Below are 23,100 nucleotides of genomic sequence, written 5' to 3' on the forward strand. Positions count from 1 at the left end.
CCTAGACTCCTGGCGTGATCGATGAGAATGGCCTGCGTGAGCGCGTACGGCTGCTGCTCGCGCTGGGCGAGGACGATTTCGACGGCATCGTCGAGCAGGGCACGGAGTACCTGGAGGGCGCTCCCGGCGCCGGATCGCTCGCGCGGGACGTCGCCGTCCAGGAGTTCGCCGGCTATCTGGACGGGCAGCGGGCCTGGCCGGAGGTCCTCGACTCCGACCGGCTGCTGCGCGCGTTCAGGGATCTCGATCTCGCCGGGATCGTGGCCAGGGTCGACTTCGCGTGCTGCCAGAGCTGCGGGATCAGCGAGATCGGCGGGGAGGTGCCCGAGAGCGAACGCGACGCCTACCGCGGCTACGTCTTCTGCCACCGGCAGGACATGGCCGCCGCCGTGCAGGGCGGCGGCCTCTTCCTGGCCTACGGGATCTTCACCGACGCCGACCGGGCGGCGGACCAGGCCGAGATCGGCGCCGAGGTGGCCGCGGCGATCCGGGGCCGTGGCCTGGAGGTGGACTGGAACGGCGATCCCGGCACCCGGATCGGGGTACCCCTCACCTGGCGCCGGCGGCGTTTCGGCCGGCTGGCCGGCCGGCCTGGCGGCCCCGCCCCGGCGGCCCCTGGCCCTGAGCGGCTGGCCGTCACCTACTGCGACTACCGGCGGGGCCGCGGGGTGGACGAGCCGGTGGCGATGTCACTGGCGGAGGCCAGGACGGTTCTGCTCGACCTGACGCCCGTGGCGGACAACTTCGCCGTCTTCGAGGGCCCGTCGGGCGGGGTCGTCCAGATGTGCTGGGAGCAGGGACGGCGGCTGTGGCTGGAAACCCTCGACCAGGCCAACCGCTGCTCCTACGGGCGTCATGTGACCCCGGACGAGGCCCACGACCTGGTCACCGTGCTCGCGCGCGAGGACCGGGTCGCCGTCGACCGGCTGGGTGAGCTGGAGACTCGCCGCTGGGACTGACCGTCAGAGGATGTCCTCGATGGTGATGGGGAGCTTGTGGTGGCGGCGGCCGGTGGCGTGGAAGATCGCGTTGGCGATGGCCGCGCCCGCGCCCACCATGCCGATCTCCCCCACGCCCTTGACCCCCAGCGGGTTGACCACGGTGTCCTCGACCTCGATGGTCTCGATCTGGACGTCCGGGGCGTCGGCGTTCACCGGCACCAGGTAGTCCCCGAGGCTGGCGTTGGCCCAGCGGCCCTCGACCGGGTCCATGTGGGTGGCCTCGAGCAGGGCGTGGCTGAGCCCCCAGAGCATGCCGCCCATGAGCTGGCTGTGCGCGGCCTGCCTGTTCAGCACCCGCCCGGGCGCGAAGACGCCGGTCATCCTGCGCACCCGCACCGTGCCGAGGTCCTGGTCGACGGCGACCTCGGCGAACTGGGCGCCGAAGGTGGCGCTCGCGAACTTCTCGTCCGGCGGCGGCGGGTCCCAGCTGCCAACCGCCTCGACGTCGGTGAGATGGTTGCGCCGCATGAGCTCGACATAGCTCTCACCGCGGTCGGGATGGCCGCGAACCGTCATCCGGCCGTCCGCCACGTCGACCTGGCCGGGGTCGGCGCCGTGCAGCGGCGACTTGACGTCGGCGCTCGCCCGCGCGACGAGCTGCTCGCGCAGCACGGTCGCGGCGGCGTGCACGCCGGCGCTGAACACGCCGCTGCCGGCCGAGCCGACCGCGGCGACGGTGTTGGGCAGCGCGGTGTCGCCGCACTCGAACCTGACGGCGTCGACGCCCACGCCGAGCGCGTCGGCGGCCACCTGACTCATCGCGGTCCGCACGCCGGTGCCGAACTCGGAGAACGAGGCCTGCACCACGGCCCTGCCGTCGTCGTACAGCCGGGCGCGGGCCCGCTGCGGCGTGAAGACCGGGTAGACGGGATAGAACGAGGTGGCCATGCCGGTGCCGATGAGCAGGTTCCCCTCGCTGTGCGAGCGCGGCCGCGGGTCGCGCTCGCTCCAGCCGAACAGCTCGGCGCCGCGGGCGTAGCACTCCTTGAGCCCCTTGCTCGACCACGGGTTCCTGGTCTCGGGGTCGAGGTCGGCGTGGTTGACCAGCCGCAGCTGGATCGGGTCCATGCCGAGCTGGTAGGCCAGCTCGTCCATGGCGGTCTCCAGGGCGAACATCCCCTCCGCCTCGCCGGGTCCGCGGATGAACGACGGCGTGATGGTGTTGGCCTTGATCAGCCGGTAGACGCCCTCGTAGTTGGGGCACGCGTACACCGACTGCGAGCAGCTGAGCGCGGGCCCGGCCCAGTCGTCGAACTGGGAGGTCGGCGAGAGCTTGTAGTGGCGGATCGCGGTCAGCCGCCCGTCAGACCTGGCGCCCAGGACGAGGTGCTGCTCCTGCTCCTCGCGGTGCCCGACGGAGTCGAACATCTGCTCCCTGCTCAGCGCGAGCCGTACCGGACGGCCCACGTGCCTGGCCGCCAGCGCGGCGAGCGCCGGATGGTCCCAGATCATGGCCTTGGAGCCGAAGCTGCCGCCCACGTACTCCGCGACGACCCGCACCCGCGAGAGCGGGATGCCCAGCTGCGCGGCGACCGTGAGCTGCGTGGCGTTGGGCCCCTGGGTGGAGTCCCAGAGGGTGAGCAGGTCGCCGTCCCACACGGCCGTGGTCGCCGACGTCTCGATCGGGTTGTGGTGGTTGGCCGCGCAGTGGTAGGTGGCCGTCACCTGCACCTCGGCCTCGTTCAGCCCCGCCTGGACGTTTCCGCGGGTGACGTGGCCCGGCACCATGCCGGCGAACAGCCGCTCCGCCTCGTACATCTGGCCGCGGCCCTGCTCGATGGTGGTGATCGCGGGCGTGCGCGCGTAGGTGATCCGCACCAGCTTCGCCGCGTACTCGGCGCGCTCGAGCGTGTCGGCGACCACGATGGCCACGTGCTGGCCGGCGTAGTGGACGACGTCGTCCCGCATCGGGAAGAACGACTGCCCCGGGCACGGCCCGCCGCCGAGCGACGGGAACAGCTTCGGCTGGTCCTCGGCCACCGGCCCCAGGTTCTGATGGGTCAGTACGGCGAGCACGCCCTCGGCCCGCTCGGCCTCACCGGCGTCGATGCCGGTGATCCTGCCGCTGGGCACCTCGGCGCCGATCAGCACGGCGTAGGCGAGGCCGGGCAGCAGGATCTCCGCCGAGTAGCGGGCCGAGCCGGTGACCTTGTGCCGCCCGTCGACGCGCTCGACGGGCTGTCCGATAGTGGTCATCGTCCTTCTCCCAGCGTCATCGCCGTCTCCAGCGCCCGGATCATGGTCCGCTGGGCCAGCTCGATCTTGTAGCCGTTCATCGACCGGGCGACCGCGGGCGCCAGCTCCTCGCGCGCTGCCTGCTCGAAGGTCTCCCTGGTGGCGGGCGCGCCGGTCATGACCTGCTCGGCCCGCCTGGCCCGCCATGGCTTGGTCGCCACGCCGCCCAGGGCCAGCCGTACCTCGTTGATCGTGCCGTTCTCGACGCTGATCGCGGCGGCGGCGGAGGCGAGCGCGAACTCGTACGACTCGCGGTCGCGGACCTTCACATAGGTCGACCTGCGGGCGATCGGCACGGCGGGCACCTCGATCGCGGTGATCAGCTCGCCGCGGAAGAGCGGGTGTTCCACCTGCGGCGCGTCGCCGGGGACCAGGAAGAAGTCGTCGATCAGGATCTGGCGCGTCCTGCCCGGGCCCTCCACGTGCACGACCGCGTCCAGCGCGACGAGCGCGACGGCGACGTCGGAGGGGTGCGTGGCGATGCAGTGCTCGCTCGTCCCGAGGACGGCGTGGCCGCGGTTGATCCCCTCGATCGCCGCGCAGCCGGTGCCCGGCGCGTGCTTGTTGCAGTTCGAGCGCATGTCGCGGAAGTAGGAGCAGCGCACGCGCTGCATGAGGTTGCCGCCCATGCTGGCCATGTTGCGCAACTGCGCGGAGGCTCCCAGCAGCAGCGCCTGCGAGATCATCGGATATCTGTCGCGTACGGCGGGCGCCAGCGCGACGTCGCTCATCCGGGCGAGCGCGCCGATGCGCAGCCCGCCGCCGGGCAGGTCCTCGATCTCGGCGAGCGGCAGGTCGTTGATGTCCACCAGCAGGTCGACCGATTCGGTGCCGATGCGCAGCATGTCGACCTCGGTGGTGCCGCCGGCCAGGAAGGCGCACTCGCGGCCGTCGGCGACGGTGGCGATGGCGCCCGCCACGTCCTCGGCCCGCAGGTAGCTAAACGGTCGCATCGCGCACCTCCCTGATGGCCTGGCGGATGTTCGGGTAGGCGGCGCACCGGCACAGGTTGCCGCTCATCCACTCGCGGATCTCCGCGTCGTCGTCGGCGTGCCCCTCCTCCAGCAGCGCAACGGCCGACATGATCTGGCCGGGCGTGCAGTATCCGCACTGGAAGGCGTCGTTGCGCACGAACGCCTCCTGCATCGGGTGGAGCGCCCCGTCGGCCAGGCCTTCGATGGTGGTCACCTCGCGGCCTTCGCAGGCGATCGCCAGCGTCAGGCACGACACGACCCGCCGCCCGTCCACGTGCACCGTGCAGGCTCCGCACGCGCCCTGGTCGCAGCCCTTCTTGGTGCCCATCAGGTCCATCCGCTCCCGCAGGGCGTCGAGCAGGCTGACCCGTGGCTCGATCCGCAGCACGTGCGTCACGCCGTTGACGGACAGCTTGACCTCTACGGCTTCCGGACCTCGTTCATGTACGCCCATGACCGGCTCCCTCCCCCAGGGATAGACCACCGACATAGGTTCCCCATCGCCGGTAGACCCACCGGCAAGACCCGACAAAGCCCGGGTTCAGAGGCGGCGGAATTCTGCTCGCCAGCGCAGATCGTCCGGGTCGTGCGGGCCGGTCAGCTCTTCGACTCGGAACGGTCGCAGGCCGCCGGTGGCGAACGCCTCGATCTCCTCGCGCGGCAGCGGCCACGGCGGGCCGTCGGCCAGCTCGCCGGCGTCGTCCCTGCGGGCGGCGACGACGATGAGCGTGCCACCGGGCGCCACCAGCCGGCCCACGTTGACGATCGCCGTGTGCCGGGGCGGGTCGGGCAGCGCCTGCACCGTGATGACCTCGACCACCAGGTCGAAGGCGGACAGCCACGCCGCGGGCGGGTCGAGCAGGTCACCCATCACGTACTCCACCGCGCTGCCCGGATGCCGCTCGCGGGCCAGCTGGATGGCCGTGTCGGCGATGTCGAACGCGACCGTGTCGTAGCCGAGGCCGGCCACGAACTCCGCATCGGCGCCCAGCCCGCAGCCGACCACGATCGCGCGCTCACCCGGCCGCGGCGCCAGGCCGCACGCCCACTCCACCAGCAGCGGGTTCGCGGTGTCCCGATCCCACGGCATCGGCACCTCGCCGGACGCGCCCGCGGCGTACAGGCGGTCGAACCAGCCGGTGGGGTCGCCGTCGGCGATCGACCGCGCGGCCAGCCGGCTGCCCTGGGCACCCCAGCCGCCCGAGGTGTGCGCCAGGATCGCCGGAACGACCACGGGCCACACCTCCCGGGGCGGCAGCTGGTGCCCGACTCCCTCCAGCGGCAGCAGCTTCGCCTGCGGGATCTCCCGCGCCAAGGCCAGGGCGTGACCGTAGGGGAACAGCGGGTCGGCGGTCCCGTGGACGACCAGGGTCGGCGCGGTGATCTCACCGAGCCGGGGCCGGACCGGGGCACCGCCCTCGATCAGCCAGTGGTTGGCCAGGCTCGCCGCGAGGTCGGCCGTACGGTCGACGATCTGCCGGGCGAGGGCCCGCACCCGGGTCGCGTCGAAATACCCCGGCCCCGCGAGGCGACGCTCGCGATCCACCATGAACTCGACCACGGCCTCACGGTCCGACGCCGGTGGCGCCTCGGTGGCGAGATAGTCCCGCAACTCCTCCGACATCGGCGGCAGGTCCGGATGGCGTGGACCCCCGGGACCGCCCGGGCTCGTCGCGATCAGGACCAGCGAGGCGACCCGGTCGGGACGCTCCACCGCCACCCGCTGGGCCAGCGCCCCGCCCATCGAGACGCCGACCAGATGCGCCCGCTCGATCCCCAGCGCGTCAAGCAACCCGACGACGTCACCGGCCAGATCATCGACGGTGTAGTCGGGTGCCCCTGCCGGCGCGACAGGCGATCGCCCGGTGTCGCGCCCGTCATACCGGATCACGAACCGGCCGCCGTCCGCCAGCCGCGCGCAGAACTCCGGCTCCCACCAGTCCATCGACGCCGCCGCACCCGAGATCAGCACCACTGCCGGATCGCCCGGGTCGCCCACGGTGTCAACCCACAGCCCGACCCCACCTATGCCGATCAGCCTGCCGTCGCCCATGCCTCCACCTTGATCCGAAGCCCCACCGACCACAAGGTGGCGGCCAGGGCTTCGGGAAGCGCGGATGGCCGGGTAGAGGCCCGCGATCCCCTTCGCTGAAGGGCTCACTGCGCGTGATCATGTCGCGTCTTTCCGGGCGTTTTCGGGAGATCATCAGGCTGGCGGCGCTACGATCCGGCATTTCCGATAGAACCTGACTCGAAGGAAAGTCGATAGTTATGTGGATCGCGTTAGGCGTCATCGCCGCCCTGGTCGTCGGCGTATTCCTGTGGTGGAGGTTCCGAGATCCGCTCAGAGGAGAGGACTTCTACAAGTTCCACGTCGAGCGCCGATGGGCCTGGGAGCTCATCCTCAACGAGGAACAGGAACAGGCCTTCATGGCCGGGCTCGAGGCCTACGACGACGAGAGCACGGTGTTCCTGCACCGGGAGGCCGGCGCGCTGCGCGTCTACGACCCGTCGATGATGGTCTCGCTGTTCCTGCTCGCCGAGCAGTTCGCGGGGCTGGGACCGCAGGCGCTCGGCGACCCGGCGGGAGCCGTACGTCATCTGATCGAGAACGCCGCGCGGGCGGAGACCGGCGGCGTGCTGCACCTCGACGACGACTGGATGGCGGAGCCGGTCGACGGCATGGACAAGTACGACTTCACCGGCGCGATGATGAGCGCCACGCACGCCCAGGGCGTTGACGGCGGCGTGGGCGGCTACGGCGACGAGAACGGCGGGTACGGCATGCTGACCGTGCTCGTGGAGATGCCGCGGCACGTGGCGCGCATGTACGACGACGCACACAGCCACGCCGATCCGAGCGAGATCCGCAACCGGCTCGACGTCTACAAGGCCGTGATCGAGGAGCCGGAGCCCGAGTTCGTGGCGGGGCTGGAGAGCGCCGACGCCGAGCGCAGCCGCTTCACCAACACGCTGATGTACGACTACGGCCGGGTCCTGGCCGGATACCGGTCGACGCGCCCGCACATGCCGCACGCGCAGCCGTCCGACGTCATGTCCGTGGTCATGGCCCGCATGCTGTCGGACAACCTGCCCGGCATCACCTGGACCCGGCAGCCGTCGCCCGAGCAGCACCAGCGCGCCATGGAGCTGATCTCAACGAGAGGCTGACCCGCGGGCGAACCGGCCCGTGAAGACCCGCACGTCCGCCGCACGGCCGGCCAGGCGGGTCGCCCAGGTCACCGCCGTCCGCAGCGACGGCTCCGGAGCGTGGTGGGCCTTGTCGACCGACCACCACCAGGTCTTCTCCCTGTACGGCTCGGCCGCCAGCCCGGCGGCCGCGAGCCGTGCGGGGAGACCGGCCCTCTCCTGGAGCTCCTCCCACTGCGCGCGGCGAAGGCGCAGGTAGAGCAGGTCCTTGAACGCGGCGAGGACGCCGAGGTCGGAGACTGCGGCGCGGGACAGGTCGAGCCCGTACAGGCGCGGGCACGACAGAAGCGGCGCCAGGTCCACGGGACTGTCCGTACGCGGCGTCAGCAGGCGCAATGTGGCGTGGCCCGCCAGCGGCGCCAGGTCGATCGCGTCCATGGACAGGGCGAGCAGCTCGACCGGCGTGTCGAGGAGCGGCGTCAGGTCCGCCCCGGGCAGGTTCTCCACCGTGACCTGCCACAGGGTCGGCGCGCCTCGCAGCGGTCCGAAGTCGGCCCAGGGGGCGTTGCGTACCGTCAGATGTTCGATGTCGGGACGCATGCCCCGCATGGAGGCCGCGTCAGGGCCGGTGATCGTCAGTGAGCGGTTCTCCTCCGTCGGCTCTTCCCAGTCGACCCACAGCTCGCCGTCCTCTTCCTGGTACGCGCCCGACCGCAGCGCCGCGATGTGCTGCCGCAGCAGGCCGGTCACCGAGTCGGCGACGTAGGCCGGGCCGTCGTCGTAGTGCAGGCCCATGCGGATGACCTGGCCGGGCCGCCCGCCGGGGCCCGGCGCGAGGTCGACGGCCAGGAAGTCGCCGCCGGTGCTGGTGGCGAACGGGATCCAGCCAGGGTGGTCCGACGCCCGGCGCACCGCGAGCGGCGGGCCGTCGCTGGTGATGAGCGGTCTTCGCAGGTGATCGCGCCACGTGCGCCCCCGGGCCCACCAGCGGTTCTCCGGCCGGCTCTGGCTCCGCAGCAGTTCGAGGCCGAACCAGGGGTGCCGGTCGAGCAGTCCCTCACCGCCGTCGCCGTCGATGTGCTCGTACAGGGCCCGCAGGTCGTCGGGCAGCCCCGTCCCGAGCTGGGCACGGCGCGCCTCGGGGAGCGCTGGCGGGGGCGCGTACGTGTCCCGACCCAGGATCCGGTCGCGCTCGCGCAGGTACGCGCCGAGCAGGGCGACCGCCTCGCGCGGGTCCCCCGCCTGCGTGGCGTCCACCGGTCCCCGCTGGAACGCCGCGGGCTCGGGCGGCAGCGCGTGCCGGTCGAGCACGTACAGGAAGCCGCCCGCGTCGTCACGCTCAAGCGACTCGCTGACCACCGCCTCGAACCGTCCCCTGGCCTCGACGACCAGCTCGACGGTCACCTGCTCGCCGGCCGGCCCGATCAGCGCGTGCACGGCGCGCAGCTCCTCATGCGGGTCGAGGTCGCCGCCACCCGGATGAGGCTCGAACCTCAGCCCGCTGTACCCCGACCCGTCCTGGCCGACCGCGAACCCCCGCAGCTCCGCCCTGCGCCACTTCGGTGGCGCCACCGCCGCGATCTTCTCGGCCAGGCCCCTGAGCACGTCGTCGATCACGCGGCCCTTTGTAGCATGTCCAGATCATCAAGCACGGCCGCGTGATCGAGAGGGGCGGCGTCCATGGACGGATGGCAGCTGACCGAGACGTTCTCCAGTTCATCCGGCGAGGTTCGCTGGGACCGCTGGGGAAACCCCGCAGGGCAGCCGGTGGTCCTTCTGCACGGCACCCCCTTCTCCTCGTATGTCTGGCGCGGCATCGCCCGCTCTCTCGCCCGGGACCACCAGGTGTTCGTCTGGGACATGCCCGGCTACGGGGCGTCCGAGATGTCCGCGGACCAGGATGTGTCCCTGGCCGCCCAGGGACGGGTCTTCACCGAGCTCCTGGCCCACTGGGGGCTGCGGGAACCTTTCGTGGTCGCCCACGACTTCGGCGGCGCCGTCTCCTTGCGGGCGCATCTGCTGCACGGCGCCCGGTACCGGGCGCTCGCCCTGGTCGATCCGGTCGCGCTCGCGCCGTGGGGATCCCCCTTCTTCCGGCTGGTGGGCGAGCACTCGCAGGTCTTCGAACAGCTGCCGCCCGCGCTGCACCATGCCCTGGTCCGCGAGTACGTCAGCTCCGCCAGCAGCCCCGGCCTGCATCCCGCGGTCCTGGCCCGGCTCGTCCAGCCCTGGCTCGGGGATCCCGGTCAGGCGGCCTTCTACCGGCAGATCGCGCAGGCCGACCAGCGCTACACCGACGAAGTCCAGGGACGGTACGCCGAGATCGGCATCCCGACGCTGATCTGCTGGGGCCAGGACGACACCTGGATCCCCGTGGCGAAAGGGCAGGAGCTCACCGACCTGATCCCCGGCGCGACATGGGAACCGATCGCCGGCGCGGGCCATCTCGTCCAGGAGGACGCCCCCGCCGAACTCACAGCCGCCCTCATCGCCTTCCTCCAGAGTCGAGACTGACGGCAGGGCTCCCGGTCGAGATGTCCCAGGGGCCGGATCTATGGTGGATGGGAGAGCGCCGCGAGCCGAATGGCGTTCCGGGGGAGGCTGCGATGAGGGAGCACTACGTCTGGGTGACGACACGCCGCATCAAGCCGGGCACGTTGGAAGACTTCGAGAGGGCCTGGCGCCCTACCCCGTATCCGGAGGGTCTGCGCCAGGCCTACGCGTACTGGTCCGAGGACGGGCAGGAGATCACCGGGGTGTCGTTCTGGGACACGAAGGAGTCGTGCGACGCCTGGCGGAGCTCCGAGAGCGAGACCCGTCGGCGTGAGGCCATGACTCCTTACGTGATCGAGGAGCGGGAAGGCTTCTACCGCGGCGGCGAACTCGCCGTACCCGTTCGGTAGTCGCCGGCGTCAACCCGGGGCGTGGTCGGTCTCGATGCCCCGGGTGGCCGGGGTGAGAGTGGCCTCGGCGAGGAGGTTGGCGAACTCGGCGAACGAGCCCGCGCTCTCCCACAGCGCACGCTGCCGTTCCGCGCCCGTGCCGCGCCGGGCGAGCTCGGTAAGCAGGCTCGCCAGCGGCTCCGCCGACAGCAGGCGTTGCGGGAGGGCGGGCAGGGCCTGCCTGCCGTGGCGGGCGGCCGCGGCCAGGGCCGTGAGGATCCGGTACTCCGGCACGCGCGGTGCGGGCCTGCCGTACGCGATGTCCTCGAGCGCGGCGGCGGTCATGGCGCGCACCAGCGCGACTATCAGGACGGTGTCCTCGACGCTCAGGCAGGTGTCCATGAGGCGGACCTCGATCGTCGGGTAGCGGGGCGACAGGCGGGCGTGGAAGTAGACGGCGCGCTCGTCGAGCGCTTTGCCCTGGAGTATCAGCGAGCGTACGGTCGCGTCGTAGTCACCGGTGCTGTGCCAGTGCTGCGGCGGCATCGCCGAGGGCCAGCGCGCCCAGCGGCGGTAGCGCCAGCTCGCCCACGTGGTCACGCGGTTGCCGGCGATGGGGGAATTGGCGCTCAGGGCGAGCAGCGCCGCCAGCCACGGGCGGAGCCGGACGAGCACCTGGAGTCCCGCCTCGCGCGACGGCACGCCGACATGGACGTGGCAGGCGCAGGTGCCGGCCTCGGCGACGATCCCCGCGTGCCGGAGGGCGAGCCTGCGGTAACGCACGTCGTCGGTCAGGTAGTCGAGCCCGAGCAGGGCGCCCGGGGCGACGCCCGAGGCCACGAGCAGGCAGCCGTACCTGGCCGCCGCGGCGGCGGTGATGGACCGCAGCTCGGTGATCTGCTCGCGGACCTCCTCGAGGTCGGCGCAGATGCCCGTCACGGTCTCGATCTGGTACAGCATGAGCTCGGACTTGACGCCTTCTTCCCCGACCGCGGCGAGCACCTGGGGAGCAGCCGGTGCGAGGTCCCCCGTCGCGGCATCCAGAAGCAGGAATTCCTCTTCGACACCGAGCGTGAGCGGTAAGGCGTGCTGCGACATCGCGGTCTCCTCCTGTGGCGTTCCTGTCCCTTCCATTAGGGGTGCATGACAGCCCTCCTGACTCGTGCCGCCACGACAATGTCGCCAACATGGCAAATATGGACAGGGGCCCCGGGTAATGAGGGCTTCGGCACTGACCTCAGAGTCCGAAACACATTCGGGAGATAAACCCGGCAAGAGAAACGGCGGATTGGCATTCCGCCGCGCTTGGCGGACCGGTCCGGCGGGAGCCTCACAGCGGTCGCGCTGACCTCGTGCGGCCGGAAGCGGCCAGTGCCGTCGAGCCCTATCGTCACGGTCACCGGCTCGGGGTCGGTCGCGCAGGTCGCCGCGATCGCGGCCGACAACCCCCGGGCCCGCCTTCCCGCCGAGCGCGTCCGCCTGCGCCAAGGGCTCGCCGCCGATGCTGCTCGGCTTCCTCAACTGCACCACCAGCAACGCGGGCCAGTCCAGCCTCTTCCTGCTCGGCTACGCGCGGCTGCCGCCCGACCTGCTCGCCAAGGTCCGCCGGCCTCTTCCATGATCCGCCCGTACGGCAGGCCATTCACCGAAATCAGATTCCCAGCAGACTCGGCAAAATGGCGCCCGTAACGGGGGAATTAGCGAATGGAACCCGCACGTACCCCTGCTGCGGCGGGAGATCGAACGCCGCAGTCGAAAGGGCCGGACCGGCCACCTCGCCGTTGGTCAAGCCCTGAGAACAATGCTTCAGCACACCGTGGACATTTTCAAGCGACCCGTCGATTCCGTAGCGATTAAACAAGCGACCCGTAAAGCTTACGCGCGCGCTGCTGGAGAATTCGTGGACATGAGATTACTCGGAGGTGCGAGAGAATAGGGAAAACGATGCCATAGCTGACATCGAACGCCACGATGAAGGGATGGCGATCATGTTTGCTGCGATTCGCTCAACAGGCGTATCCAGTCTGGCGATGGTGCTCGCATCGACCACCCTGACACTCACGATGGGCACGGGCACGAGCACGGCCGCCGTGGCGGCACCGCAAAGCGCGACGATGGCCAGCGCCGGAGTGACGCTGCACGACGGCCACATCTCGATGCGGCACGTCTTCCACCACGGCTCCGTCACCTTCACGATCAGGAACGCGGGAACCGTTCCCCACGGCTTCGCCATCGCGGGGCGCGGAGTCAGCGCGAGGTCTGCCTTCCTCAACCCCGGCGGCTCGACCACGCTCACGGTCAAGCTGCACAGGGGCCGCTACTCGGTGTGGTGCCCGGTCGACGGTCACCGCTTCATGGGCATGTGGACGTGGATCGGCGTGCGGTAGGGCGTCGTGCAGGCTAGATGACCTGCCCGATCGTCCGGTCCACGATGAAACCGATGGACTCCAGCGAGTCCTTGTCCTGGAAGTTGTTCTGCCACACCACGATGAACCTGCGGCCTGAGTCGCCGTGCTCGACGATCGCGCCGTCCGAGGTCACCATCTGACCGGTCTTCAACGGGCCGAGGCCGATCTTCGAGTGGGTCACCGTGAAGGATCTGGGCGTCAGGGCTCGCCGGGTGAAGTCCATGTACGACGGATCATCGCCGACCGACGCGCTGGTGCCCAGCAATGCCAGCATGTCGTTCGAACCGGCCTGGTCGACCAGGGTGCCGCTGAAGAGGTGCGCGTACAGGTTCGCCATGTCGAAGCAGGTCATCGCCTGGGCGACCATCCCGTCGTTGGCGCTGGGGATGCGCACCGCGGTCAGCGATTTGTTGAACGTGCCGGCGAGCCAGATCCCCGACTGCGCGGGAGGGAAGAAGAAACCGCCCGCCTTCAGCGCCCCGTTGATCCAGCTGTAGCCGAGCAGCCGGATGCACGCCGCCGCGGCGTCGTTGTCGCTGTTGATCATCATGCGGCGCAGGTTGGCCTGGAAGGCGCCGTTGAACTCGCAGGCCAGCCCGCCGTCGACCAGCGGGATGGTGGCGAAGATGCCCTCGTAGTTCGGCTGTCTCGGCACGCCGCTCAGGCCCGGCTCCGCGGCGATCGCGGGCACGGCGTCGCTGATCGGCTGGTCGAACTCGCTGTGCAGCAGGGCGAACAGTTCGCCCGGCGTGGACGATCCGGCCGCGAGGTTGTTGACGCTGCGCCGGAGTTCGAACGCCGCGTACATGGCGGCGACCTTCAGCAGGCTGGCCGAGTAGAAGGTGTCGCCGAACCGATGTCCCGCGTGCTTGAAGTCCAGGGGTGAGGTCGTCTCGTCGATCGAGGCGATGGAGATCGCCACGCGCAGTGGGTGCTCGATGAGCGGGGACCGCAGCGCTTCCTCGATGGCGACTTCGAGAGCCGATCCCAGCGTGGGGTCGTCGCCCAGGAGCGTGGGATAAGGGTCGGGGAACGGCCCAGCCATGGGTGCCTCCGAGGTCTATGATCACCCAACGTAACATGAGGCGAACCGTTAGTCAGCGACCAGCGACGCCCGGATGCGGTCCAGGCGGGGTGAGGTGATGTCGAGGCTGTCGTAGATGGCCAGCGACCGGCGCAGGCACTCCTGACCCTCGTCGGGTTCGCCGAGCTCCACCAGGGTCTCGCCGCGCGCCAGCAGGGCGCGGGCCTCGTTGACCTGGTCCTCGATCTCGACCGACAACGCCAGTGCCTCGTCCGCCTGGGCGAGGGCCTGCTCCAGCTGCCCCGTCCGCAGATGCGCGTCGGCCAGCAGTACCAGGTTCTCGACGCTCATCTGCACGAGCCCCTGGGCGCGGTAGGCCTCCAGTGCCTCCGTGTAGCACGGGATGGCCTCGGCGTGCCGGCCGAGCGCCGTCAGCACGTCGCCCATGATCGAGACCTCGAAGTCCACGGTCTTGACGGGCCTGACGAGGCCGATGACGGCCGTGATGTGGACGAGGGCTTCCTCCGCCTGGTCGGTGCGGAGCTGGATCTGGGCGAGGTTCGTCAGTGCCCGCGCCTCGGCGGCCGGATCGCCTGACTCGCGCCCGGCCCGCACCGCCGCCAGCGCGACCTCGACGGCGGCCGGATAGTCGAGGCGGGTGGCGATGACCAGGGCGAGCAGTGTGGTGATCTCGCACAGCAGGATCCTGTCGCGGGCGTGGCCTGCGGCCGCGCGCAGCAACGGCTCGGCCTGGGCGTGCTCGCCGACCGTGAACAACACGCTGCCCAGGACGCAGACCGCGCCCGCGGCGGTCTCGAGGTCGCCGCGCGCCTCCGCGTCCTGTTTGACGGCCTCGGCGGCCTTGCGGAACTCCCGTTGGTGCACCATCCGGTCGACGCGCTCCTCGAGCAGCCGCAGCAGGCGTACTGCCACGGCGTCGCCGCGCTGCGCCACCACGGGCCAGATCCCCGGCAGCTCGGCGGCCAGCCAGCGGTCGGCCTCAGGGCTCCCCGCGAAGCGCAGGCCGCCGCCCTCGCGCGGACCCGCCCAGTACAGGGCCAGCCGCCACACCTCGCAGGCGCTCTGCAGGGTGGCGAGCAGGTGGACCACCAGCCGGTCCAGCGCCTGCTCGCGTTCCCCGTCGGCCTGCTGGCGCGCGTACACCTTGAGCAGGTCGTGGAAGCGGTAGCGGCCGGCCGAGGGGGACTCGAGCAGGCTGAGGTCGACCAGGTTCTCCAGCAGTTCTTCCGCCTCGTCCTCGTCGACGCCGAGGAGCGCGGCGGCCGACGACAGTGACAGGTCCTCGCTGTCGGGCACGGCGGCCAGCCGGAACGCGCGGGCGCAGCCGGGGTCGAGCTGGCGGTAGGACAGCTCGAAGCTGCTCTCCACGGCCAGGTCGCGCACGCGCAGCGCCCTGAGCCGGTCGCGCTCGCCGGCCAGCCTGTCCACCATCGACGTGATCGTCCACGTGCCGCGCGAGGCCAGCCGGGCTCCCGCGACGCGTACGGCCAGCGGCAGGTGACCGCACAGCTCGGCCAGCCGCCGCGCCTGCTCGGGCTCGGCCGCCACCCGCTCGGGACCGATGATCTTCGCGAGCAGCGTGACCGCCTCGTCCCCCTCGAGGACGGTCAGGTCGAGCACCCGCGCGCCGTCCAGCCCGAGCAGCCTGACCCGGCTGGTCACCAGCACGCCGCAGCCGTGGTCGCCGGGCACCAGCGGCGACACCTGCGCGGCGTCGGCCGCGTTGTCGAGCACGACGAGCATCCGCCTGCCGGACACGATCGACCGGAACAGCGCCGACCGTTCCTGCGGCTCGTCGGGGATCTCCTGATCGCCGACACCCAGCGCACGCAGGAACCCGGCCAGCGCCGCCACGGGATCCGCCGGGGCGGGCCCGGCCCCCTGCAGGTCCACATACAGCTGCCCGCCGGGGAAATCCCCCCGTACGGCGTGCGCGACATGCAGGGCGAGCGTCGTCTTCCCGACCCCGCCGATGCCCGAGACCACCGACACGACCGGGGCACGCTCCCGCTCTGTCCGCAGCTCCCCCACCAGCTCGTCCACCTGGGCGGCGCGGCCGGTGAAGTCGCCGATGTCCGGCGGGAGCTGCGCGGGGACGGGGGCCTGTGGACCGGCCGACAGGCCGCTGTGCAACCTCGCCAGCTCGGGCCCGGGATCGATGCCCAGCTCCTCGGCCAGGAGCTGCTGGAACTCCGCGTAGACGGCCTGCGCCTCCGCGTGCCGCCCGGCGGCGGCGTAGGCCCGCATGAGCAGGCCGCAGGGCCGCTCCCGCAGCGGGTGGCGGGCCACGACGTCCAGCAGCTCGGGTACGAGGCCGCCTGCCGCGCCCGCGGCCAGCTCCTGCTCGCAGGCCGCCTCGATCGCGGTCAGGCGGAGGTCGTCGAGCTGGGTGCGGGTGGCCTGGCCGTACCGGCCGGTCAGCTCGGGGACGGGGTCGCCGCGCCACAGCGCGAGCGCGCGGCGGTGCCGCCCCTGGGCGGTCAGTGTGTGGAACTCGGCGAGGTCGGTGCCGACGCCGCGCAGCGCGTAGCCGCCGCCGAGCCGGACGAGGTGCTCGTGGCCGAGGACCCCGCGCAGGCGCGAGACGTAGCTGCGGACCATCGGGGTGACCGTCGGCGCGGGATCGTCCTCCCACAGCGCGTCGATCAGCCGGTCAAGGCTGACGGGCCGCCCCTCGTCCAGGGCGAGGCAGGCCAGCAGGGCCCGCTGCCTGGGTGAACCCAGGTCCAGCGCCGTGCCGTCCCGCCAGGCCCGCACCGGCCCGAGAACCCCTACCCGCACCCCCGACGTCATCGGGACAGGTTAACGGCAATGAGTAGGGGGTTACTCATGCGGCCGGCCCGGGCTGGGCGCAGGCTCGGGAGCGTCGGGGCGGACGGCTTGAGGGGCTTGGAACGTGCCAGGGCCGTCCGTCCCGTGACTCTTCAGAGGAGGTAGAGCATGTCCCTCGACGAACGCATCGCACTCACCCTCTACGACCGCATGTTCAAGGTGATCAGCGGAGAACCCGACTCCGGCATGGCCTCGGCCTTCGAGAGCGCCAACACCACGTTCGTGATGGCCCAGCGCGGCCTGGTGCTCAACGCCGCCGACTACCGCAACCCGTGGTCGCCCGGCAACACCGACGGCAGCATCCAGGCGGCCTTCAACATCGCCTCACTGGTCGACGAGATCCCCGCGGTGAGCCACATGTACGCGCCGACCGGGCGGTCGGTGTCGGACGTGTACTCGAAGATGGTCAACACCGTGCACGTCACGGAGCCGCCGCCCTCCCCCGAGATCCAGCACCAGCGGGACGAGCTGAACAAGGTGCTCGTCGAGCAGGTCAAGGACGACGAGGGCCGGACCGTGGAGCGCCCGACGGCGCTGGCGGACAACGAGCAGCGGGCCTTCAACAACTACCAGGACGCCTACATGGCCTACGTGGGGCAGTGGGCCGCCGCGCAGGCCGACGAGAACCTGAAGCGGGTCTGGCCGATCGTCGGCGCCCAGGCGCTCCAGCGGCCCAGGCGGGCCTTCGCCGACTGGGGCGCCGCCGGCCGGGACCAGATCAGGTCCACCAAGGCGCAGCTGGCCACGCTCAACGAGGGGCAGGTGGCCAGGGCCTTCGCCGACGCCCAGTTCCGCCTGCAGGCCTTCGAGCTGGTCAACGTGCTCCAGGAGACCTTCTTCAGGACCACGATCGCGCCATCGGACTGGGCGGGCGCCGACGCGAGCACCTGGCCGACGTTCTCCTTCTCGGAGTCGACGCTGAACAACTCCTTCTCCTCCGAGGCCACCTCGTGGGGCGCGTCCGCCCAGGTGAACGTCGGACTGTGGAGCTTCGGCGGCGGCGTGTCGTCCTCCGACAGCCGCGTGAGCATGAGCGCCGACACCACCGACATCGGCCTGTCCTTCAAGTGGCGCATCTGCCCCATCTACCGCAAGTGGATGGACGCCAGCCTGTTCAAGCTGCCGAACTGGGACCTGGGATCGCTGTCGGGGGCCGGGGGCATCTCAGGCGGCGCCGACCCGCTGATGCCGCTCATCCCGCAGGCGCTGGTGATCGTCCGAGACGTGCACGTGACGGCGAACTGGTCACACCAGGACTCCGAGCGCATCGACTCGGCGATCAGCGGCTCGGCCAGCGTCGGCTACGGGCCGTTCGCCGTCGCGGGCAACTACAGCCACAGCTCGACCAGCGACAAGTTCAACGCGCACCGCACCGGCCAGGGCTTCGAGATCCCCGACATCCAGCTGCTCGGCTTCGTCTGCACGAAGGTGCCGCCGTGCCCTCCCAAGTAGCGGCCGGCGCCCAGCTGTACGGTCACCTCGCCCAGCTGCTGGCTCCCGCCGACAGCCTCGCGGGCTCCTCCTCGATGGTGATCCTCGAACCCGCCGGGAAGGACGTGGGGGCCATGGCCTCCCTGGCGGGTCCCGCGGCCGCCGAGGCGCTGGCGGACCTCGCCAACGCGATTCCCGCCGTCGCCTCCTCGTTCCTGGACACCGGGAGCTTCTACGACGACATCTGGAACTTCGTGCTCACCAGCGCGCTGCCGACAGGGCCGGTCGACGACCCGGTCCGCGTCACCGTGGCCCGGGTCATCGCCGACAACCGCGCCAGTTTCGAGCTCATGACCCTGGCCCGGCTCGACCTGCCCGGTGACCTGTACCACCCGGTGCGGGCCGCCCCCGCGGACTGGCTCGGCCACGACGGATGGAGCTCGGCGTCGTTCCGCGTCGGCGGCGAGGACGCCGATCCCCCGCCGCCGCCCTCGCCGGGCCTGTTCATCCCGGAGGACATCCCCGACCTGGTCTGGCGGGAGATCGAGCCGCTCGGCCCGGTGCCCATCGATCCGCTGATCAAGCCGCCGGGGATCTTCGTCCCGATCCGCGAGCAGCCGCCGCTGGAGGATCCGCGCGTGATCAAGCTGCTTGACAGGATACGGGCCAGGGAACCGCTCCTGCCGTCCGGCGGGCTGGTCTGGCGGGACGTCTTCACGGTGTCGCGCGCCGCCGAGGCGAGCGGGAAGGCGAGCCAGACCACGTCCAGGTTCCGGCTGTCGTTCGACTACCGGGTGGTGGGCCTGCGCAGGCCTTGGCTGGAGCCTCAGCTGTGCCACCTGAGCGGGTGGATCATCCCCGGGCTGCCCGCGCACGGCCTGTCCACCGGGCTGCTCACGGACAACAAGGGGCTGCTGCCCGCCCTCACCACCCGGATGCTCGCGGTCCGCAACCTGGTGGTCGAGGCCGATTGGAGCGACGCCGACCGCCAGAAGGCCGCGAGCGGCGCCACGGTCTCCTTCGGCCCGTTCAAGGTGTCGGGCGAGGCCGCCTTCGACGGCACCCGCCTGACGCGCCCCGACCCGCAGGTCGTCGCCTGGCTGGCCACCGTCGTCCCGGCCTGCCCGGGCCCGTGAGCCTGCCGTACGGCTCAGGAAGCGGTCGTGGCCCGCCAGGACGAGGGGGTGAGGCCGCGGGCGCGTTTGAACGCGACGCTGAAGGCGAAGGCGTCCTCGTAGCCGACCCTGCGGGCCACGGTGGCGATCGTCGCGTCGGTGTCGCGCAGCAGATCGGCCGCCAGGGTCATGCGCCAGCCGGTGAGGTAGGTGAGCGGGGGCTCGCCGACCAGGGCGGAGAAGCGCGCGGCGAAGGCGGCGCGGGACATGCCGACCTCGATGGCCAGCGTGGCGACCGTCCAGCGGCGGGACGGATCCTCGTGCAGCAGGCGCAGGGCGTCGCCGACGGCGGGCTCGGTCAGCGCCCGCCACCAGGCGGGCAGCGCCGAGTCCTGACCGGCGCACCACGCCCGCAGCGCCAGGACGAGCACGAGGTCGAGCAGGCGGTCGAGGACGGCGTCCTGGCCGGGCTCGTCGCGGGCGGCCTCGGCGGCGAGCTGGTCGAGCGCCGCCCGGGTCCGCGGCCCGGCGGGCACGACCGCCAGCGGCGGCAGCAGGGACAGCAGGCGCTCGCCCACGTCGCCGCGGACCTCGTAGGCGCCCCTGAGCGTGATCGTGGCCCCGGGCAGCCCGTCGCCGTAGGTGCGCGGAGCCAGACTCCGCTGGATCCCGGCGGGCTCCTCGACGAAGTACTTCCTGCCTCCGCGGACCACGGCCTGCGCCGGTGTGGACGGGTCGTCGGCGATCGTGTAACGGCTGGTCCCGCTGATGAGGGCGATGTCGCCGGCGGCCAGGAGCGCGGGCGCGGCGTCGGTGTCGTCGAGCCGGATCGACGCCTGGCCGCCGAGCGTGGCCACGACCGTGAGCGGAGGGGCGTCGTCGAACGTCAGCGACCAGGGCGGACGCTGGATCAGCTGCCTGACCACCGCGTTCCTGGCCCGGGCCCGGTGCAGCAGATCGCTCAGAACGTCCATGCCACCCACGCTAGACGATCACAAAGGTATCGACGACGTTCTCCCATGGATCGTCTTGCCGCCGTGCGGTGTGCTGGACGGCATGAAAGACATCCTTCTCATCGGGGGCACAGGCAAGACCGGTCGCCGCATCGTCCGACACCTCGAGTCCGCCGGCCAGCAGGTAAGGACGGCGTCGCGCAGCAGCGGGTTCGATCTGGACGACCCGGGCACCTGGGCTCCCGCGCTCGACGGCGTGATCGCCGCCTACGTCGTCGAGCCCGACCTACGGCCGGGCGTGAACCGCCAGGAACGCATCCCCCGGCTCGTGACCGAGGCGGTCGAGGCGGGCGTGCGGCGGCTGGTGCTGCTGTCGGCCCACGACGTCGGCAAGTTCGATGACGACCATCCGCTCAAGTCCGCCGAGCACGCGGTGCGCGGCTCCGGCGTCGGCTGGACCATCCTGCGGCCGACGTGGTTCTCGCAGAACTTCAGCGAGGCGTTCTGGCTGCCGGGGATCAAGCACGGGACCCTGTCACTGCCCACCGGCGACGGGCGCACGCCGTTCGTCGACGCCGAGGACATCGCCGAGGTCGCCGCGTCGGCGCTGACCGAGGACCGTCACGACGGCCAGGAGTACCAGCTGGCCGGCCCGCGGGCGATCAGCTTCGGTGAGGCCGTCGACCTCATCGGCAGGGCCACCGGGCGGACGATCCGCCACCTCGACGTGGACCCCGACGGTTACGTCGAACACCAGGTCGCCAACGGTGTCCCGCGCGACGTCGCGCGGCTGCTCACCGGCCTGCTCGTGTCCGTCCGCGAGGGCCGGGCCGCCGCGCTGTCCGACGGCGTGGAGCGGGCCCTGGGCCGGCCGGCCAGGCCGTTCGAGGAGTACGTCACCGAGGCCGCCGCGGCGGGCGCCTTCGGCTGATAGGTCGCGCCGCCCCGCTCTTCTGCGGGACGGCGGCCCATCGGAGGAGAGTCGCCAGCCGCACGCTGGTCGGTGCTCTCACAGGGGTTAGATGCTCGATCACGCCGCGAGGTTCGGCCCGTGTCAGCGGATGCGCCTGGCCGCTCTGCCGCCCAGGTGGAGGAAGGCGATGTCGCCCGCGGCGTCCCGCAGGAAGCGGCCGACGGGACGGCCGGGATCCGTCGCGATCACCACGTCGTCGGAGCCTTCCACCAGGGCCAGCGGCATGTCGGGCATGCCCTCCACCCCGGCGTCAACGAGTTCGGGGCGCAGCACGAATCGGGCCGTCAGCTCCTTGTCGACCTCGAAGGTCCACTGGCCCGCGTCGTAGCTGCCCGCGTACTCCGGCGCGGGGTCGCGCAGTGCCGGCCGTACGGGCTGTGGCTTGGCGTCGAGCAGGTGCTCCAGGCACCAGTCGGTGACCAGCTTGCCCAGCTGCTTGCCGGGCGCGGAGTTGGTGAGCGTGGTGACGGCGAAGCCGCGCTCGGGCGCCAGCACGAACGTGGACAGCTGCAGGTTGCCGATGTTGCCGCCGTGGGTGACCAGCCGCACGCCCGCCTGCTCCTCCAGCAGCCAGGGCAGCCCGATCCCGGTCCACGGCACCCCGACCTCGACGTGCTCGGCCTGCATCAGCTCCCTGGTGGCGGCGCCGATCGGCTCCTCGCCGCCCGCGCCCAGGTGGAAGGCGGCATAGCGGAGCTGGTCGCGCACCGACGACACCAGCCCGCCCTCGGGCATGCCCTCGCGGAACAGTCCCCACGTGTGCGCGACCCGCGGCCCTTCCTCGCGTACGGCATGCCCGACGGCATGCGGTCGCGTGGCCACCTCCCACGGGAAGAAGAAGCTGTCGGTCATTCCCAGGGGGTCGAGCACGATGTGCCTGACAGCGCTCTCGTACGGCTCGCCGTACACGACCTCGACGATCCGGCCGAGCAGCCGGAACCCGGCGTTGTTGTAGGAGGCGAGCGTGCCGGGCGGGAAGAGCTGGGGCAGCCGGTCGTAGGTGTCGATCGAGCCGGCCAGCGCCGAGGTGTCCCAGCTGTCGCCGTCGTCGATGTCGCCGAGGAAGCCGCCGGTGTGGGTGAGCAGGTGCCGGATGGTCAGCTCCTCGGCGGCCCGCTCGTCGGCGAGCCTGAAGCCGGGGAGGTAGTGCCGGACGCGACCGTCCAGGTCGAGCCGGCTGCGCTCGACGAGATGCATGATCGCCGTGGCGGTGACCGTCTTGGTGGTCGAGCCGATCTGGAACAGCGTGTCGCCCGTCACGGGGGTGGGTGCGTCGACGCTGGTGACACCGGTGGTCAGGACGTGCTCCACGCCATCGAACAGCACGCCGACGGCGGCGCCGGGGACGCGGAGGGATTCGGCCTCGCCGTCGAGCAGGCTCTGCAGGTGGTTGAGGTCAGCCATTCGTTCATCCTGCTGGCCGGGAGGGTGACGGGCTTCGTCGACCCGCACCATTTCCGCGGCGCCGTTCGTGCTCACGTGCTTTCAGTGTGACTCCCCCGGGCCGGCCCCGACGAGCGACCGGGCCAGCCCCTCGGCCAGCGTGCCGGCGAGCTCGGGCAGGCGGTCGCGGTCTTCGAGCAGCAGGAACAGCCAGGCGAAGATCGGGCCGAGCAGGAGGGCGTGCACCGTCGCCGGGTCGGGGCGGCGTGACAGCTCGCCCCGGGCCACCGCCCTGTCGAGCACCTCGGTGACGCAGGTGCGCTCGGCCGCCACGAACGTCCCCGCGAACGCTGCGGCCATGGCCGGGTCCGCGTGCACGTCGGCCAGCAGGCCGGGCACCACCCCTGGCGGGGGCGTGGTCAGGTTCGTGACGATGTCGCGGGTGAGCGCGGCCAGGTCGGCGGCCAGCGAGCCCGCGTCGGGCGGGGTCTCCAGTTCCAGGCCGTGCATGACGGCAGCGAAGATCATTTCCTGCTTGGTGGCGTGGCGGCGGTAGATCGCCGCCTTGCCGACGCCTGCCCTGGCCGCCACGGCGTCCACCGTGAGCTGGGCGTATCCCTGCTCGGCCAGGAGCTCGCGGGCGGCGGCCGCGATGGCGCCGTCCACCCGGGTGTCTCGAGGTCGGCCTGCCTTCATGCCGGGCAGTCTATTGCGGAAC

The 23,100-nt window shown here is 71.5% G+C and carries 19 protein-coding genes; 8 read left to right on the forward strand and 11 right to left on the reverse strand.

Annotation, left to right across the window (positions count from 1 at the left end; all coding sequences use genetic code 11):
* Positions 1–14: 14 nt before the first annotated feature.
* Positions 15–959 carry a DUF6891 domain-containing protein gene (locus KIK09_RS25085; RefSeq protein ID WP_214321788.1) on the forward strand — a complete coding sequence of 315 codons (945 nt, stop codon included), beginning with the start codon at positions 15–17 and terminating at the stop codon, positions 957–959.
* A 3-nt stretch (positions 960–962) separates the two neighbouring features.
* Here KIK09_RS25085 and KIK09_RS25090 read toward each other — a convergent pair whose 3' ends face one another.
* From KIK09_RS25090 to KIK09_RS25105, 4 genes are all read right to left on the reverse strand, one after another.
* Positions 963–3,197 (reverse strand): xanthine dehydrogenase family protein molybdopterin-binding subunit, encoded by a 2,235-nt coding sequence (locus KIK09_RS25090; RefSeq protein ID WP_214321789.1) that lies wholly within the window; start codon positions 3,195–3,197, stop codon positions 963–965.
* Entirely contained in the window at positions 3,194–4,189 is a 996-nt protein-coding gene (locus KIK09_RS25095) for an FAD binding domain-containing protein (RefSeq protein ID WP_214321790.1), read from the reverse strand. Before KIK09_RS25095 ends, KIK09_RS25090 begins: the two co-directional genes overlap by 4 nt.
* Positions 4,176–4,664, reverse strand: coding sequence for a (2Fe-2S)-binding protein (locus KIK09_RS25100; RefSeq protein ID WP_250573760.1), 489 nt, complete (start codon positions 4,662–4,664; stop codon positions 4,176–4,178). Before KIK09_RS25100 ends, KIK09_RS25095 begins: the two co-directional genes overlap by 14 nt.
* Before the next feature lie 87 nt (positions 4,665–4,751).
* Entirely contained in the window at positions 4,752–6,263 is a 1,512-nt protein-coding gene (locus tag KIK09_RS25105) for an alpha/beta fold hydrolase (protein ID WP_214321792.1), read from the reverse strand.
* 218 nt (positions 6,264–6,481) lie between these two features.
* On the opposite strand from KIK09_RS25105, the gene KIK09_RS25110 reads away from it, so the two are divergent.
* Positions 6,482–7,381 carry a hypothetical protein gene (locus tag KIK09_RS25110; protein WP_214321793.1) on the forward strand — a complete coding sequence of 300 codons (900 nt, stop codon included), beginning with the start codon at positions 6,482–6,484 and terminating at the stop codon, positions 7,379–7,381.
* Here the strand turns inward: KIK09_RS25110 and KIK09_RS25115 are convergent.
* Positions 7,367–8,977, reverse strand: coding sequence for an SMI1/KNR4 family protein (locus KIK09_RS25115; protein WP_214321794.1), 1,611 nt, complete (start codon positions 8,975–8,977; stop codon positions 7,367–7,369). The genes KIK09_RS25110 and KIK09_RS25115 overlap by 15 nt on opposite strands.
* A 63-nt stretch (positions 8,978–9,040) precedes the next feature.
* Between KIK09_RS25115 and KIK09_RS25120 the strand changes: the two genes are divergently transcribed.
* Together KIK09_RS25120 and KIK09_RS25125 are read left to right on the forward strand one after the other, a co-directional pair.
* Positions 9,041–9,874: an alpha/beta fold hydrolase gene (locus KIK09_RS25120; protein ID WP_214321795.1), complete on the forward strand. Its 834-nt coding sequence runs from the start codon at positions 9,041–9,043 to the stop codon at positions 9,872–9,874.
* A 92-nt stretch (positions 9,875–9,966) separates the two neighbouring features.
* Entirely contained in the window at positions 9,967–10,263 is a 297-nt protein-coding gene (locus tag KIK09_RS25125) for a hypothetical protein (RefSeq protein ID WP_214321796.1), read from the forward strand.
* A 9-nt stretch (positions 10,264–10,272) separates the two neighbouring features.
* On the opposite strand, the gene KIK09_RS25130 is transcribed toward KIK09_RS25125, so the two are convergent.
* Entirely contained in the window at positions 10,273–11,340 is a 1,068-nt protein-coding gene (locus KIK09_RS25130) for a carboxylate-amine ligase (protein ID WP_214321797.1), read from the reverse strand.
* A 932-nt stretch (positions 11,341–12,272) separates the two neighbouring features.
* On the opposite strand from KIK09_RS25130, the gene KIK09_RS25135 reads away from it, so the two are divergent.
* Positions 12,273–12,629: a cupredoxin domain-containing protein gene (locus tag KIK09_RS25135; protein WP_214321798.1), complete on the forward strand. Its 357-nt coding sequence runs from the start codon at positions 12,273–12,275 to the stop codon at positions 12,627–12,629.
* Positions 12,630–12,642: 13 nt separating this feature from the next.
* Here KIK09_RS25135 and KIK09_RS25140 read toward each other — a convergent pair whose 3' ends face one another.
* The gene (locus KIK09_RS25140) at positions 12,643–13,695 is read right to left on the reverse strand and encodes a serine hydrolase (RefSeq protein WP_214321799.1); all 1,053 of its coding nucleotides are present in this window, start codon (positions 13,693–13,695) and stop codon (positions 12,643–12,645) included.
* A gap of 48 nt (positions 13,696–13,743) precedes the next feature.
* Entirely contained in the window at positions 13,744–16,488 is a 2,745-nt protein-coding gene (locus KIK09_RS25145) for an AfsR/SARP family transcriptional regulator (protein ID WP_214321800.1), read from the reverse strand.
* Positions 16,489–16,635: 147 nt separating this feature from the next.
* Between KIK09_RS25145 and KIK09_RS25150 the strand changes: the two genes are divergently transcribed.
* Together KIK09_RS25150 and KIK09_RS25155 are read left to right on the forward strand one after the other, a co-directional pair.
* Entirely contained in the window at positions 16,636–17,979 is a 1,344-nt protein-coding gene (locus KIK09_RS25150; RefSeq protein ID WP_214321801.1) for a hypothetical protein, read from the forward strand.
* Complete coding sequence (locus KIK09_RS25155) at positions 17,964–19,094, forward strand: hypothetical protein (protein ID WP_214321802.1); 1,131 nt, start codon at positions 17,964–17,966, stop codon at positions 19,092–19,094. Before KIK09_RS25150 ends, KIK09_RS25155 begins: the two co-directional genes overlap by 16 nt.
* Before the next feature lie 14 nt (positions 19,095–19,108).
* Here the strand turns inward: KIK09_RS25155 and KIK09_RS25160 are convergent, their stop codons facing one another.
* Positions 19,109–20,047: an AraC family transcriptional regulator gene (locus KIK09_RS25160; protein ID WP_214321803.1), complete on the reverse strand. Its 939-nt coding sequence runs from the start codon at positions 20,045–20,047 to the stop codon at positions 19,109–19,111.
* Positions 20,048–20,129: 82 nt separating this feature from the next.
* Here KIK09_RS25160 and KIK09_RS25165 point away from each other — a divergent pair, with 82 nt between their 5' ends.
* Positions 20,130–20,957, forward strand: a complete 828-nt coding sequence (locus tag KIK09_RS25165; protein WP_214321804.1) for an NAD(P)H-binding protein — start codon at positions 20,130–20,132, stop codon at positions 20,955–20,957.
* A gap of 123 nt (positions 20,958–21,080) precedes the next feature.
* Here the strand turns inward: KIK09_RS25165 and KIK09_RS25170 are convergent, their stop codons facing one another.
* Positions 21,081–22,403, reverse strand: a complete 1,323-nt coding sequence (locus tag KIK09_RS25170) for a serine hydrolase domain-containing protein (protein ID WP_214321805.1) — start codon at positions 22,401–22,403, stop codon at positions 21,081–21,083.
* 81 nt (positions 22,404–22,484) lie between these two features.
* Positions 22,485–23,078: a TetR/AcrR family transcriptional regulator gene (locus tag KIK09_RS25175; RefSeq protein WP_214321806.1), complete on the reverse strand. Its 594-nt coding sequence runs from the start codon at positions 23,076–23,078 to the stop codon at positions 22,485–22,487.
* Positions 23,079–23,100: the final 22 nt, after the last annotated feature.

The organism is Nonomuraea sediminis (assembly GCF_018531495.1).
GTDB lineage: Bacteria > Actinomycetota > Actinomycetes > Streptosporangiales > Streptosporangiaceae > Nonomuraea > Nonomuraea sediminis.